Raw genomic sequence first — 14508 nt, 5'->3', positions numbered from 1 at the left:
GTCTCATCGGGAAGTAGAACTGCTTGTTTAACCAAGGGAAAATCAAAATCTAATAAAAAGAAAGTCGCTTATGTCGATGACACACTAAGTTGATTACTCACTCCAGGGATCAATCTTTTTAAATGTTTAACCAAAATCATGCTGTACGACATCCGGCCAGGATATCTCATGCTATTTCACATCACTCACGCTAAACTTAACAGCTTATGAAAGTTATTACCGGGCTGTGGCTCATACTGCTATTAGCAGTCAGCGCAACTGCCTTTGCCCAGAGGGGTAAAACAATACGCGGACAGGTTACCGGAGAATACACCCGCCAACCGCTCGAACGCGTAGCCGTGCTGGAAAAAGGAACACAAAATCATGTATTTACCAGCGCAACAGGCGATTTCTCCATTACCCTCACCGGAGATAACGCTACCCTGATATTTTCCTACGTCGGGTATAATACAGAACAGACAACCGTCGGTGCGAATGATGTACTGAATACAACCCTGCGTTCGTCCCAGAAAGATCTTAGTGAGGTAGTCGTTACGGCATTTGGCGTAAAAAGGGAAAAACGCGCCCTGGGTTATACTGTGCAGCAGATCGATAGCAAAGAACTGAACGTTAACCACCAGTCGAATGTCGTAAATGCGTTACAAGGGAAAGTAGCAGGTGTGCAGATATCCAGCTCAGGCGGTGGTCCGGGACAAGGATCCCGTATCATTATCCGGGGTATCAACTCCATTGCGGGCGACAGAAACAATCAGCCTTTGTTTATCGTAGACGGTGTCGAAATTGATAATAGTACCTATACAACCGGCGGTGCAGAAACACGTGGTATGACTAACCGCGCTGCTGACATCAACCCGGATGATATACAGAGCGTTTCTGTACTGAGAGGAGGTGCCGCTACTGCCTTGTATGGTATACGGGCTGCCAACGGAGCAATCGTTATCACCACAAAATCGAATAATTCGCAAATGCTGAATCTGACCTACAATGGTATGTATGGCTTTGACAAAGTAAATAAAACACCTGAGGTACAATCAAAATTTTCTCAAGGTTATCTGGGTGAATACGATCCGGCCAGCTTTTGGCCAACCTTCGGTCCAACAGTTGAAGAAGCGAAGAAACTGGATGCTACTCACCCCGACCAGCTATACAATAACTATGAACAGGCATTCCGTACCGGTACGCAAACTCGTCACACGGTTAACGTGGGTGGTGGAATGGATAAAGTGCAATTATTAGGCTCGCTGTCTTATCTGGATCAGGAAGGTGTGATTCCGTTCAGTGATTTTACCAGTTATAATGCCAGGATCAACGGGCAATTTCAGCTTAGCGATAAATTCAATGCAGGCGTCTCCCTCAATTATATCAGCTCCGGTGGTAACAGGGTAAACGCAGACCGGTATGGTGAACAGATCATCTACTGGTCTCCCAGATGGAATATGAAAGACTATGTGAAACCTGATGGGACCCAACAAACGTATAGCAGTGGTACCAACAATCCGATTTACACCTTATCAACAAATAAGTTCAGAGATAACGTAAACCGTACAATTGCCAGCACGTTCGTGACCTACCAGCCAGCTACCTGGCTGAACTTTACCTATCGCGTAGGGAATGATTTTTACACAGATGGCAGGGTACATCAGGCTCCCGGACCATTGGGCCTGGTGGGTGAAGTACCCAATCTCGATGACAACGAATACGGGTTTATGTATGAATATAACTTACGTAGCCGCAATCTGACATCTACCCTGATGGCAAATTTTCAGCATGTCTTTGATGGTAAGTATTCCATTGACCTGAAGGTAGGACATGACCTGCGCGATCAGCGGGTCAGACGAAACAGCGTCTTAGGCGATACCCTGGTTGTGCCGGATCTGTTCCTGCTGAATAACGCCAAACGAGTGACGGCTGAGTCCTATATCTACGACTACCGCAATTATGGATATTTCGCGGATCTCACGCTGGGATTGAATAGTATGCTGTATGTCGAAGTAACCGGCAGAAAGGACTATACGTCTACGCTTTCCAGGAATCAGCGCAGCTATTTCTATCCATCTGTCAGTCTCAGTTACATTTTCAGTGATCACTTTAAGGTACCTCGTTGGTGGAGTGTGGGTAAAATGAAGGCTTCCTGGGCAAAGATTGGTAAAGACGGAGACGCTTATGCTATTACCAATGGATTCAGGGCAGGCACGACGATTGGTGCAAATGTACCATTCTACCAGAACAGAACGTTGGGGAATCCTAACCTAAGACCGGAATTTACCGAGACCGCTGAGATAGGTACAGAGCTTGCGTTCCTGGATAGCAGGATCGGACTCGAGGCTGTGGTGTATCAGCAGAAAAGTAAAGATTTGCTTGTACCGGTAGATGTTTCTACAACAACAGGTTTTGACAAGGCATATGTAAACGCAGGAGAAATTCACAACAAAGGACTGGAGATTACACTGACGGCTTACCCTGTGGTTCACAATGATTTCAGATGGAACTTCCGTATCAACTTCTCCACCAATAGCAACACCGTTAAAAAATTGAATGAAGATCTACGGTTGAGTGAGATTATCCTGTCTTCTCAATATGGTTATCTGAGTTCCACCGTAAGTACTAAACTTGTTCCCGGACAGTCTTATGGTGCCTTATATGGGAGAACCTACAAACGTTATTATGGTGCTGAAACAGATGACAGGCAAACGCTACGTAATGACCTGCCCCTGTTGATTGGCGCAAACGGCTTTCCCGTGTTGGACGATGCTTCCAATCAACGGTACCTGGGCAGTACCTTGCCCAAGTGGATTGGTAGTACAACACAAACCTTCCGCTATAAGCAGCTGTCTTTGTCGCTATTGGTAGATGTAAGGCAGGGCAACTATAAATACAACCAGCTGTCTAATTTTCTATCGGCATTTGGCGAATCCAGGCAAACAGAAAACAGGGACCAGACTATTGTTTTCAATGGGGTACTGGCAGACGGTACGGCGAATACAAAACCAGTTTACCTGGGACAGGCTAAAGGCCCTGACGGAGTGGATTATGGTGCTGGCTATTACAGGAATTACTTCCGGGGCGCCAGCGAAAACTTCATAGAAGATGCTTCCTGGGTAAGATTAAGGTCAGCGTCTTTGGCTTATACATTACCGGAAACCTGGCTGAAGCCTACAAGGGCTATCAAGACTGCAACCGTCTCATTTACGGGTAATAACCTCTGGCTAAGTACCAGGTACACCGGTTTTGATCCTGAGACGAGTTCGACAGCTGCCGGTAGCAATGCTTCCGATTCATTCTCCGGATTCACTTACCCAGCCACGCGCAGTTTCCTGTTTAGCCTGAATCTTAAATTCTAAATTCTGAACTTTATGAAACGTACATTCCTTTATCTATATACAATATTACTTGCAGCAGGACTCAGTGTCAGTTTGCCTGCCTGTAAAAAGGGGTACCTGGATATTAACCAGCATAATCCAAACCTGAGCGAACGGCCCCCGATCAACGGGCTACTTATTGCTGTCACCTATCAGTCGGGCGTTAATGTTTATTCCACTGGCTATATCACTTCTTATTATGTACAGCAGCTGGCGTCTCCGAATACTGGTAGCGGTTCTGATGTATATGATGATGTAGACCGTAGTACCAACTGGCGTGCCCTGTATCTGAACGTTACAGATATCCGCCAGATGAAGAAACTTGCGCTTGCGCAAGGTGCGCATGAACATCTCGGTGTTGCCAACGTTCTGGAAGCACTGAATATGAGTATGCTGGTCGATCTATATGGAGACGCGCCATACAGTGAAGCATGGTCTGACGGCCAGAATCTTAAACCGGCTTATGACGGGGCTAAGGCTATATATGACAGCTGCCTGTCATTGATTGATCAGGGCATTGCTGCTTTTAACCTGTCCAATCCATTAGTCAGATTGGATCCAGGCAATGACCTGGTGCATGGAGGAAATAAGGCGGCCTGGATTAAAACAGCTTATGCGCTGAAAGCACGTCTGCTGAACAGGCAAAGCAAACTGCCAGATTACGATCCTGCCGCTGTGTTGACTGCGCTTCAGAACGCTTATACTTCGAATGCTGACGATGCCCAGATTACCCGGTTTGAAAGTTTGAGTCCCTGGAACGGAGTCGCAAAGAATAATGCCAGTGGTACGCTAGACGGCTGGTTGAGCGCGACATTTGTAAATGCGCTGAACGGGACTACCTATGGCGTATTTGATCCCCGCCTTCCGCTTATTACCGATCTTACCCGTTTCGGAGACTACAGGGGGACTGTGAATGGCGTGGGACGAACAGGCTCCGGTACAGACAATTCTGCCAGTGCGTTGTCTGTAAATGGCTTCTATTCCCGGGGCGGAGCTCCCTTACTGATGCTGACGTATGCAGAGATGAAATTTATTGAATCTGAGGCTACTTTTGCTACGGACAGGGCCAGATCCTACCAGGCTTACCTGGACGGCATTGCTGCAAATATGGATAAAGTGGGCGTAGCCGCGGTTGATAAACAAGCCTATATCACTAATCCCCTGGTGGCCGTAGGACTGGCTAATTTTACCAAGACGTTGATCTTCAAGGAGAAATACGTAGCCACTTTTCTCCAGCCGGAAACATGGACTGATGCTCGCAGGAACGATTATCAGTATAAAGACTTCAGGCTGCCACAGGGTGCGTTATTGAACACCTTCATTCGCAGGGTAGGATATCCAACTTCTGAGACAAGCCGTAATCCTGAAAATGTTCCTTCAGTAGCTTCTCTGACAGATCGCCTGTGGTGGGATAAGTAATGTAAACCTATTTCAGGAGGATATACTCGTACTTAGACTTCGTTCATCTTACGTTCATCCTACGTTCATAAACGTAGGATGAACGTAAGATGAACGGGATATAAGCGGCATCAATTTATTGCTTATCAGGAGGATAATGTATCTTCTGACACCGTGATTGCGCTAAGTGGGAAACTGGCGTAAAAGGTAGTGCCTTCTCCGGGTGTGCTTTCAAACCATAATTCCCCGTCCTGTAAGGCCAATAGCTCCTTACAGAGCACAAGTCCCAGTCCGATGCCCTTTTCATTATTGGTACCAAAAGTGGATTGGGTCTTCAGTGAAAAGATCTCTGCCCGATGACTAGGGTCAATACCGATGCCATTGTCAGTGATAGTCAGATGGCAACATTGCTCCTTGATATGAAGATCTATTTCTATATGTCCGCCAGAAGGTGTAAACTTGATAGCATTGTTAATCAGATTCCTGATTACCAGGTCCAACATGTTATGATCTGCCGTAATATAAACATCGGGGTCTACTTTGGACAGGATGTTTACGGCTTTCTTGTCCGCCAGCAGGCGTTGAATAGCTAACACTCTCTCTACCGCGTCATGCACATTCTCTGAACTGAGTCTTACTCCTTTGCCGTCCATCTGAAGCTTGGACCAGGTAAGGAGGTTAGTAAGCAGGCTGGAAGTATTTTTCGTTAGCGTTAGCAGCTCATCCTCAAGCATTTTCTTTTCGTCAGCTTCTAATTCATATTCGGCAATGAGGTGCAGGGTAGTGATAATTGAGTTCAGCGGACTTTGCAGATCATGGGCGATGATGGAAAACAGCTTATCCTTTTTCTGATTTAACTGCTCAAGGTTAATATTCTGTATATCTATTTTATTAGCCCGTTCCTCTGCATTGCGTTTCTCTCTTTCGTAGTTATTTCTTAAATAATTGGTAATTAAGTATATACAAGTTAGTGTGATAAGGTAGCTTGAAAGAATGTCAACATATCTGTTTTCCACCGTGCCATAACTGTCCTGGATCCAGGAAGGATCCAAATATTCTTTGGTCAGCAGGATGCCTGGTAGCAACAGGTGCAGAAATGCCCAGATCCAGTGCCGGCGGCGCGGACTAAAAGCGATCAGCAGGTTGAAGGTGAGGAAGAACAGGAGCAGGGCAGGGCCGTGGCTACCGGAGTTCAGGTAGAAGGTGGCAGTCAGGGTAATATAACTGACAATCACGTAAGCCAGCATGCTGGCATTATATATCCTCCGGTAGCGGGAAAGATAGAAAAAGAATACCTGTAATATCAGTAGCGTTGCAACAATCACCCACACTAATGTCAATCCAAGCCACATATTAAAAGGCAACAGTACGGTAAGCAGTGCCATGGTTACGACACTGATTGAGTTGAACGCACGGTTCTCCAGGGAAAAGGATGCAGGATCTCCCACAAGTTCTTCCCAAATATTGGCTAATTGACGTGCAAGTTTGTGCAAATATTGGTGTTTACTGGTTTCTGTTAGTATAAATGCTGATAATCGATAAGTTACGCAAAGTTCTAAGAATAAAGGGGATTATTTATAACACATACATGTTATAACGGCGATGGTGAACAAAATGTGGAATGATCTTCGTACGTTATAAGGATAAACAAATTCTTTATGAGACGTGTACAATTTTGGGGTTTAACAGTATTCACGCTGTTTATGGGATTGTCTGCGGATAAATCATATGCGCAGGATAGTAAACCGGATAAGCAGGAAGTAATTCAACAGATAGTGGCTGCACGCAATTTCGTATTTAAGGTACAAACGGTACAACCAACTGGTCCGTCGCCTAATCGTCAAATAACTTCCGAGTACGACCTGAAAATATCTCCTGACTCAATAATCAGTTTTTTGCCGTACTTCGGTCGCGCCTATACGGCTCCTATGGATCCGACAAAAGGAGGCATTCAGTTTACATCCACTAAATTTGATTATAAGCAGGAGGCAAGGAAGAAAGGAGGATGGGATATCACTATCAAACCACAGGATACCCAGGACACACGATTAATGACACTCACCGTGTCAGATAATGGATATGCTTCGTTGCAGGTGATCAGCAATAACAGGCAGCCGATATCTTTCACCGGATATATTACCCAGAAGAAAAGTAAAAGATAACTAAAGGTTACGTTAAAATTATCTTAACAGTCTACAAATCTGGCATACTAGGAACAGTTCTTGTTTTACTTATACCGAACCAAAAATGAGAACTATGTCAAAGAATAACAGAGAAGGCGTGAAGCATGAAATACAGGAACTCGCAATGGGTAATTACAGAAGCTATCCTGAAGACTACGGTGTAAATACACAGGTAGCTACAGATAATGTACAATCTTTGGCTAAAGGCTATTGGGATAGTCGTGAGATAAAAGAGGTTGACCGTGATGAGAAGCTTGGTATCAATCTTACAGATTATCAGCAATGGACACAGGAAGCATTTCTTGCGTTCGTGAAGAACAGTGAATATTCGCTTAGCTAGTGTATAGCAATTAGTACGAATTACGAAGTACTAACTGCGGATGGTATTATCGGGAGATAATATCATCCGCAGTTTTTTTATGTAATTAAAAAAAGATGTAATGCCATTATCTTTTTATTATCTTTAGATAAACCCTCAATTCTCCGTTCGTTATGAAGACAGACACAGCCAGTCGTACGGCCCAGTATATGGCGCTGTTCCGGGCATTGGAGACTAACCGCCCATCCGGGAAAAGACTGTTCACCGATCCTTATGCTTTTTCTTTCCTGACTGCACGCTTTAAGTTCATCACTCAATTATCCGTTGTACCATTTATCCGCAACCTGGTAGACCGTATCATCCGCAGAAAGATCCCCGGTGCTTTATCATCAGGTATAGCGCGCACCCGCTACATTGACGAACTGTTACAGCAGACAGTCAGAGACGGTGTAAAACAGGTCGTCATACTGGGTGCCGGTTATGATACCCGCGCCTTACGACTGGGCTTTCTTAGAGCACTGCCCGTTATTGAAGTAGATCATCCTGCTACGGCCAGATCAAAGCAGGAAAGGCTGTTAAGGAGTTTAGGCCGGCTTCCTGCGCACGTACGCTACCTGGAGATTGACTCCAATGAGCAAAAGCTTGAACACCTTTCTCCACAGTGTATAGATAAGTCGCTGCCTACCGTGTTTATATGGGAAGGCGTCAGTAACTACTTGTCTCCTGAAGCGGTGGCTGCAACTTTTGCCTTCATGGGACAGTTTGCCGCAGGCACCTATATTATCTTTACTTATGTGGATGAAAAAGTACTGCGCTCTCCCGCAGCCTTTTTCGGAGGAGAGAAGCTCATACAGGAATTGAAGCAGGAGGAGGAGCAGTGGACTTTCGGACTGGAGCCTTTCCTGGTCAGAAGATACCTGGATGATTTTGGTATAGAACTGCTGGAGGATCATAGTGCTGTTGAATACCGCAGCTATTATCTGCCGGAACGTAATGATAAAGGGTATGAGTTTTATCGGGTAGCATTTGCTATAAAAAGATAAAAATGCAGTATTTACATTTCAATTCTATATTTTTATTGCATAACAGATCCCCGTATGAAAAATTATTCACTAGCATTGGTATTTTGCCTTATGTCAACAATTACTTTCGCACAGTCCAAAGAGGAAAAAGCTGTAGCTACACAGGTAGAGTCATTAAGGAAGGCGATGGTTGACGCAGATAAAGTCACGCTGGAAAAGCTGTCAGATGAAAAGCTTTCCTATGGTCATTCCAGCGGAAAAATTGAAGATAAGGCGTCGTTTGTTTCCAGCATCGTCAGTGGTAAATCTGACTTTGTTTCTATTGACCTTACCAATCAGACAATCGCTGTTACCAGCAGCACTGCAATTGTGAGACATACGCTTAGTGCAGCGACCAACGACGGAGGTGTAGCAGGGCAGGTAAAACTACATATCCTATTGGTATGGAGTAAGGAAGGTAGTCAATGGAAACTGCTGGCGAGACAGGCAGTGAAGGTTCCTGCCTGAGGTCGTCCGCTAATATACACAGAGTGGAGACAACATTACACCAGGTTCTACGGAATCAGTCATTCAGCCTCCTTGAAAATCCTTATGGCATAGTTTTGAGACAGTTAATAGTAACAACGAGGCGGTTAAGCCTTATCTGTTAACCAAAAAAAAATATTTTATGCAAGCTACAATTGAAACTATCGAGGTACTGAATGATCTGATCCAGATTAATAATGACCGTATCGAAGGTTATGAAAAAGCACTGAAAGAACTGAAGGCAGAAGATGCAGATCTGAAAGCATTATTCTCTTCTATGATCAGTGAGAGTCATGAACTCCGTCTTGCATTAGGTACTGAGGTAAATGCATTGGGCGGCGATATGGATAACTCCACTACTACGAGTGGTAAGATATACCGTGCGTGGATGGATGTAAAAGCCATCTTCACCGGCCACGATCGTCACACTGTACTGTCTAACTGTGAAGCAGGTGAAGATGCTGCACAGCGCGCTTACAGAACAGCGCTGGAAGATGAAGAATTACCAGCTTACCTGCGTGAAATGATTGTTGAACAGCAGGCAACACTGAGAAAATCTCACGATCAGATCAAAGCGCTGCGTGACGCAAACAAGTAATCAGGTATTACAACTTGATATGTTGGATTCAGGATAGCGATTTTAATGTTGGAAAGTATCAGCAACTGAAACCATTCGGGAATTAATAACTAAGGGTTGGATATAAAGTATATTTTACAACCCTTAGTTATTAATTCCTGATTTCTTATGGTTAAAACCAGGAGCTGGCTTTCTCTTCATCATCTTTCTCTTCCGGCTTTACCTCTTCTTCTTCAACCTGCTCTGGTACCACGTGATCAGCATCTGTAGGATGTTTTCTGATGGCACCTTCTATTACTGCATCCTGCTCTACTTCCAGAACCAGCGCGGTAACATCTCCTTTTACGTATGCTTTGTTACTAATAACAGCTTTATTGGTTACGAATATGTCTCCGTGTACCTTTCCGTAATGTACAAGGTCTGTCGCATGAATATTTCCACGGATACTGGCACCTTTGCCAATAACCAGTGTTCCCTCTGTGCGTACATCGCCCCTTACATTACCATCAATACGTCCGGGGATAGTAGATTCTATAGCGCCCTGAACGGACACCTGACCTGGGATAAGGAACATATCCTTTCCGAAGGCTTTTTTTATCAGATCTTTCAATGGAATCACATCACAAGTTTGGGCCAGCAGATAAAGTTTCTTCTTCAAATATCGAAATGATCGAGGACGCATTGCCGAGATCAAGTCCTACACTACGTTGATGTTTATCGTCTGAAATCCTCAGTGAGTTGTATAGATATCCTATGCTGACAAGATTCTCAGGATTAGGAGCCACTTCAACAGGAATAAAATCTTTAAATTCTTCTGCAAATGCATCTGTCAGTTCGCGGTAGTGCGCACCGCCACCCATCAGGTAGATTTTGCTACAGTTCTCAAAATCCTGGTCAGTAAAGTAATTTCTCATCAGCGGAGACACCACTTCTTTATAATATTGCGTCAGCAATGCCTTACGCATATCTTTCAGATCGAGGCGTTTCCTATTGGTAAAGATAGATCCTTTCATGAAAGCGTCATCTAACTGATGCTCATTTTTCATGTCCAGGTAGTATTGCTTATTTAGTTCCCGGGCAAGGTTGTTAATAGCATACTTTATACCATGCGAACTGAAGCAGGTACGATGGATCAGCCCATCGGCAGTAGCCATGCCTCCTTCAATGGTGCCGAAGCCAAAGCTGACAGCAATGAAGTTGTCAGTCTTAGGATCGCTGACAGTCTTTTTCAAACCGATAATACCGCCAACTATTTCAGGGATCACTTCAAAACGTTCAATATCCAGCATACCTTTTTTAATAGCGCCTTTATTATTGAATGTATGTGTATCGTATTCTATCAGGAAATGTCTTTTGTTTAGAAACTGCTCTGCTGCGCCTTTGTAGATGTTGTAGGTGGAGAAAGGAAAGCCCATAGTAACAGACAATGGCTGTTGTACTTTGTCAAGTACATTGACCATAGCGGCTTTAAAAAGGATTTCATAATCATCCTCCTGTGGCGCGGCGTTGGTAATACGGCCTGGGTTGATACCTCCGCGTCTTGCCAGGTTTCCGACAATGTACCAGTTATCATCTTTTCTGATCTTAAGTCCGTTTAGCAGGTCTTTTGAGGAATTTTCAGTGTTCCCGTATGCAGTTTCAAAAACACTTGGAAAGCTGATAGGTGATACTTTCATGATCGCAGGATTATGTATATGATTAAAATTTCGAGTTTGAGTTTTCAACATTTCGGCTCGGTCACCAGGCAAATAGGACATAAAGAAAAGCCGCAAGGAGAGGGCTTTAACTTGCGCACATGCTACAACGACGTTAAATATATAAAATATTATTAAACATTACCAAACACAAAATGACACCTTTTCAAAGGTATTGATTATCATATAATCACAAGGTGAATTATTTGACGTGGATCAGCAATTGAAGAGATAATGACAAATTTAAACTTTATAACTCACATATATGTTGTGACACCGTTAAATAGGACTACTGCATAGATAGCCTGACAGGGAGCACCTGCCAGGCGAATTGTTTCAGCTTGCTGTGTAGTCAAAGTGGTAACGAGCCGTGTCATAGATAGACCAGTCCATAAATCCTCTTACCATAGTACCCAATGCATCAACATGACGCTGGATGGCTGAATCGATAGGCAGGCCGAAGGAAGGCAATTGTGTACGCAGCTGATTAAACATGGCTATTTCCTGGTTATGGATGGCTGCGGTTTGAGCAATAGCTTCTTCCAGGGTAATTTGTTGTTCATGGCCGATAACGACAACCAGGTTATGTTCGTCGCCATGAGCCAGCTCTTTTGAAAGAGAAAAAAGGTCATTGGCCCAGCAGACTGCCCTTCTGGCCAGATCTACCAGCTTCTGAAACTGCTCATTTTGCAGCACGAAGACAGGTAGATACGTACCGGCGGCTACTTCCAGCATATCAGTACCCAGGTTAGCGCCACTAAAGAAGGGACGCATCTGCATATACTGAAATACGGATGGATGCCGGCGAAGTTTTGCATTTTCGGCTTCCCATACTGCTGCTTCAAAAGTAGCTTTGAGGCTTAAAGTGAACTGGCACTGCCAGGATACAGAGCTAAGTGGGCGCATGTTGTTCCAGAAATCACTCAAAGCTGCCAGCACGGGGTTAACGGAGCGGTCAACTGACTGATCATACCTGAGTACACGGACGAAATCGGTTATAACTTGCTGCAGATAACCTTTTTCACGATAGCCTGCAGTATCCGGAGTAACATGATCCAAGAGATCATCCAGTACAAAGAGCCAGGTATTCAGATCATTTGCTGTACACAGGAAAGCCAGATCTGCATCCGGATAGGTACGGGCCGTCATCCAGGCGAACTTGTACCTACGGAAGCGGTCGTAAGCTTCATCTGTTTGGAGCAGATTAAATTCCTGGAGCCAGGATGCAGTGTGACGATCAATCTCGTGTACGAAGGGACTGATCTTTGCCTCAAAGGGGCAATGGAGAGCCGGGACAGTAATGTGTCGCATAAATTTGGATTTAAATAAGAGGAGAAAAACTAATTCAGACAAAAGTGTACAGTAATGACGCGATATATCTGCAGTAGTAGCAGCCGGAAGTGAGGATTGTAAGCAGAAATGTTGTAGGCAGTGTGAAGAAAGGCTATAGGGGCTTACTAAGGAAATTAGAAAACAGCGGGACTATTCAGACATTTGTTAAGAACAATATTGAGGAGTCTGAAATCGATAGGTTTTATTAGGTAAGCGGTAGCTCCGGCTTCCATAGTGGCAGTTCTGTCTTCCTCAAAGACATCGCCGGAGATGACAATCACTGGTATACGTTGCAACAACGGGTTGTTTTTGATGCAGGCCAGTATCTCTTCAGCGTCCATATCCGGCAAGTGTCTGTCAGAAAGAATGACGTCCGGAGTGTAATCCTGAAGTAGTTCAATACTATCTGTTCCATTGCTGCAAGCGTCTACTTCACAGCCTAGCTGGCTCAGGTATTTGGCGAGATAGATACGGCTCATGTCATCGTCTTCAATGATCAGCACTTTAGTACCAGCGTACATCGGTTCCTCTTGCCGTATGTCGGAAATACTGTCAGAAACGGGGATTGCACATGTCTGCAGCGGAAAAGTGAAACTGAATACTGTACCTTTGCCAATCACGCTTTCTACGGTAATAACTCCGCCCAGGAGGCCTGCCAGATGTTGTGCAATATGTAATCCGAGGCCGGTACCTCCCGAAAAGCTGTTCCATTCAGTAATGAAAGGATCAAATATCGGAGCCATTTTCTCGTTACTGATACCTGCGCCCTGGTCTTTGACGCTGATACGGCATTTATCCTCATCCACTAGCGCTGACAAAGTAACAACACTATTGTTGGCGGTAAACTTCAGCGCATTGAACAAGAGGTTGTTGATGATCTGCGTAAGTTTAGTTTTATCAGTGACCAGATCAGACGGCATGACACGTTGATTGTAATCCAGCACGATACGTACGCCTTTTGTTTTGGCAATGTATTGTCCGGTACCAACAATATTTTCCAGCAGATGCCTGATAGCAAATGGTTCAGGATGCAGTTCATGTAGTCTGCCTGCTTCGATCCGTGATAGTTCCAGTACATTATTGATCACATCAAGTGCCTGGTGACTGGCTGCACACAGGTGTTCAGCGTGTTTGATATAGGCTACGTCATTATTCCGTTCTGCATCCATGAGTTGCAGCTGGCTGATAGAGTAGATAGCATTCAGCGGAACGCGGATTTCGTGATTAGTTTCACGTAGGAAGATGCTTTTATAATGATTAGATTTTTCCAGCTCGGCAGTCCTGATCTGTACCTGTTCTTCCAGACTTTCGTTATGAATCTGCTGACTTTTCAATAGTGCGTCATTATGTTTGACGTAAAACATAATGATGAGGATGTTCAGCGATACAATGACCATGATTGCAGAGTAGTGTATGATTAAGCTACTGAGCGGGCTAAAGTCATAGGCAGGTATTATGTTGGTAAATCTGTTTAATTCAAGCAGGAATAGTGTAATGAGTGCAACGACGATACAGGTGGTTCTGAATAGTTTGTCTTTCACGATCAGCAGGGATGTACCTATTAGAAATATCGCCAGCAGGCTGGCTTCCACTACATTGGCGAGCATACATCCAAAATATAGGGTAGCTGCATTGTGTATCATTTGCAGATAGAAAGCGGAGATGTCATAGCGTCGTTTTTTGTTGAGGTAAATGATATACCAGCAGGCAGCTGCTTCGACAAGTGTGCCAAGGAATAAACCGAGTTTGCCGGAGAGTATATAGAAGAATGTTCCGAAGAAAATAGCCATCAGCCCGGTGATTATGGCAAGTGTATTTACTTTAATGATTCTGTTTCTTTCGTTCTGGTCAATGGTATCTGCACCAGTCAGGGTTATAGCTCTAAAGATCCCCATAGTAATCATTCGCATTGGGTTTAAAGGAATTGCTTCCGGGGTTAGGTTAGTGTTGTTATAGGTTGAGATGTATACTTCTTCAGCTGGCTATGTCTGTGCAATTATACACAATATAGACATTTACTATTAAAAAAAGTAAAGGAGAAAGCCCTTCTGCCGATATCAGGTGATATTGACAGAAGGGCTTCTCCTTCAACAGATAAA

The 14508-nt window shown here is 44.3% G+C and carries 12 protein-coding genes; 7 read left to right on the top strand and 5 right to left on the bottom strand.

All coding sequences use genetic code 11. The annotated features are described in order from the left end of the window. Window positions 1-206 precede the first annotated feature (206 nt). Both K1Y79_RS21620 and K1Y79_RS21615 read left to right on the top strand, forming a co-directional pair. Window positions 207-3341, top strand: a complete 3135-nt coding sequence (locus tag K1Y79_RS21620) for a SusC/RagA family TonB-linked outer membrane protein (RefSeq protein ID WP_220252279.1) — start codon at window positions 207-209, stop codon at window positions 3339-3341. Window positions 3342-3353: 12 nt separating this feature from the next. Continuing rightward, window positions 3354-4778 carry a SusD/RagB family nutrient-binding outer membrane lipoprotein gene (locus K1Y79_RS21615; RefSeq protein ID WP_220252278.1) on the top strand — a complete coding sequence of 475 codons (1425 nt, stop codon included), beginning with the start codon at window positions 3354-3356 and terminating at the stop codon, window positions 4776-4778. A 125-nt stretch (window positions 4779-4903) separates the two neighbouring features. Here K1Y79_RS21615 and K1Y79_RS21610 read toward each other — a convergent pair whose 3' ends face one another. Further along, window positions 4904-6250 carry a sensor histidine kinase gene (locus tag K1Y79_RS21610; protein WP_220252277.1) on the bottom strand — a complete coding sequence of 449 codons (1347 nt, stop codon included), beginning with the start codon at window positions 6248-6250 and terminating at the stop codon, window positions 4904-4906. 165 nt (window positions 6251-6415) lie between these two features. Between K1Y79_RS21610 and K1Y79_RS21605 the strand changes: the two genes are divergently transcribed. The 5 genes from K1Y79_RS21605 to K1Y79_RS21585 all read left to right on the top strand — a co-directional run bounded on the left by K1Y79_RS21605 (window position 6416) and on the right by K1Y79_RS21585 (window position 9404). Then, the gene (locus tag K1Y79_RS21605) at window positions 6416-6919 is read left to right on the top strand and encodes a DUF4251 domain-containing protein (RefSeq protein WP_220252276.1); all 504 of its coding nucleotides are present in this window, start codon (window positions 6416-6418) and stop codon (window positions 6917-6919) included. 94 nt (window positions 6920-7013) lie between these two features. Beyond that, entirely contained in the window at window positions 7014-7280 is a 267-nt protein-coding gene (locus K1Y79_RS21600; RefSeq protein WP_220252275.1) for a hypothetical protein, read from the top strand. Between the two features lie 152 nt (window positions 7281-7432). Next, entirely contained in the window at window positions 7433-8302 is an 870-nt protein-coding gene (locus K1Y79_RS21595; protein WP_220252274.1) for a class I SAM-dependent methyltransferase, read from the top strand. A 54-nt stretch (window positions 8303-8356) separates the two neighbouring features. Further along, the gene (locus K1Y79_RS21590; protein WP_220252273.1) at window positions 8357-8788 is read left to right on the top strand and encodes a nuclear transport factor 2 family protein; all 432 of its coding nucleotides are present in this window, start codon (window positions 8357-8359) and stop codon (window positions 8786-8788) included. A 160-nt stretch (window positions 8789-8948) separates the two neighbouring features. Then, entirely contained in the window at window positions 8949-9404 is a 456-nt protein-coding gene (locus tag K1Y79_RS21585; protein ID WP_220252272.1) for a PA2169 family four-helix-bundle protein, read from the top strand. Window positions 9405-9555: 151 nt separating this feature from the next. Here the strand turns inward: K1Y79_RS21585 and K1Y79_RS21580 are convergent, their stop codons facing one another. The 4 genes from K1Y79_RS21580 to K1Y79_RS21565 form a co-directional block, all read right to left on the bottom strand. Further along, complete coding sequence (locus tag K1Y79_RS21580) at window positions 9556-10041, bottom strand: bactofilin family protein (RefSeq protein WP_220252271.1); 486 nt, start codon at window positions 10039-10041, stop codon at window positions 9556-9558. Then, window positions 10004-11059: a ParM/StbA family protein gene (locus K1Y79_RS21575; protein ID WP_220252270.1), complete on the bottom strand. Its 1056-nt coding sequence runs from the start codon at window positions 11057-11059 to the stop codon at window positions 10004-10006. The genes K1Y79_RS21580 and K1Y79_RS21575 overlap by 38 nt, the downstream gene beginning before the upstream one ends. 354 nt (window positions 11060-11413) lie before the next feature. Continuing rightward, a complete protein-coding gene (locus K1Y79_RS21570) occupies window positions 11414-12388 on the bottom strand; it encodes a terpene synthase family protein (protein ID WP_220252269.1) in 975 nt (324 codons plus the stop codon). Window positions 12389-12543: 155 nt separating this feature from the next. Further along, complete coding sequence (locus tag K1Y79_RS21565; protein WP_220252268.1) at window positions 12544-14304, bottom strand: ATP-binding response regulator; 1761 nt, start codon at window positions 14302-14304, stop codon at window positions 12544-12546. Window positions 14305-14508: the final 204 nt, after the last annotated feature.

Origin of the sequence: Chitinophaga rhizophila (genome assembly GCF_019492185.1) — a bacterium.
Classification (GTDB): domain Bacteria; phylum Bacteroidota; class Bacteroidia; order Chitinophagales; family Chitinophagaceae; genus Chitinophaga; species Chitinophaga rhizophila.
The sequence above is the reverse complement of the archived record's forward strand: the minus strand, read 5'-3'. Positions and strand labels throughout refer to the sequence as shown.

What these genes read in the sequence shown, in the direction of transcription:
- K1Y79_RS21620 (WP_220252279.1), top strand. Translation starts at nt 207, where the DNA reads ATGAAAGTTATTACCGGGCTGTGGCTCATACTGCTATTAGCAGTCAGC.
- K1Y79_RS21615 (WP_220252278.1), top strand. Translation starts at nt 3,354, where the DNA reads ATGAAACGTACATTCCTTTATCTATATACAATATTACTTGCAGCAGGA.
- K1Y79_RS21605 (WP_220252276.1), top strand. Translation starts at nt 6,416, where the DNA reads ATGAGACGTGTACAATTTTGGGGTTTAACAGTATTCACGCTGTTTATG.
- K1Y79_RS21600 (WP_220252275.1), top strand. Translation starts at nt 7,014, where the DNA reads ATGTCAAAGAATAACAGAGAAGGCGTGAAGCATGAAATACAGGAACTC.
- K1Y79_RS21595 (WP_220252274.1), top strand. Translation starts at nt 7,433, where the DNA reads ATGAAGACAGACACAGCCAGTCGTACGGCCCAGTATATGGCGCTGTTC.
- K1Y79_RS21590 (WP_220252273.1), top strand. Translation starts at nt 8,357, where the DNA reads ATGAAAAATTATTCACTAGCATTGGTATTTTGCCTTATGTCAACAATT.
- K1Y79_RS21585 (WP_220252272.1), top strand. Translation starts at nt 8,949, where the DNA reads ATGCAAGCTACAATTGAAACTATCGAGGTACTGAATGATCTGATCCAG.
- K1Y79_RS21575 (WP_220252270.1), bottom strand. Translation starts at nt 11,059, where the DNA reads ATGAAAGTATCACCTATCAGCTTTCCAAGTGTTTTTGAAACTGCATAC.
- K1Y79_RS21570 (WP_220252269.1), bottom strand. Translation starts at nt 12,388, where the DNA reads ATGCGACACATTACTGTCCCGGCTCTCCATTGCCCCTTTGAGGCAAAG.
- K1Y79_RS21565 (WP_220252268.1), bottom strand. Translation starts at nt 14,304, where the DNA reads ATGGGGATCTTTAGAGCTATAACCCTGACTGGTGCAGATACCATTGAC.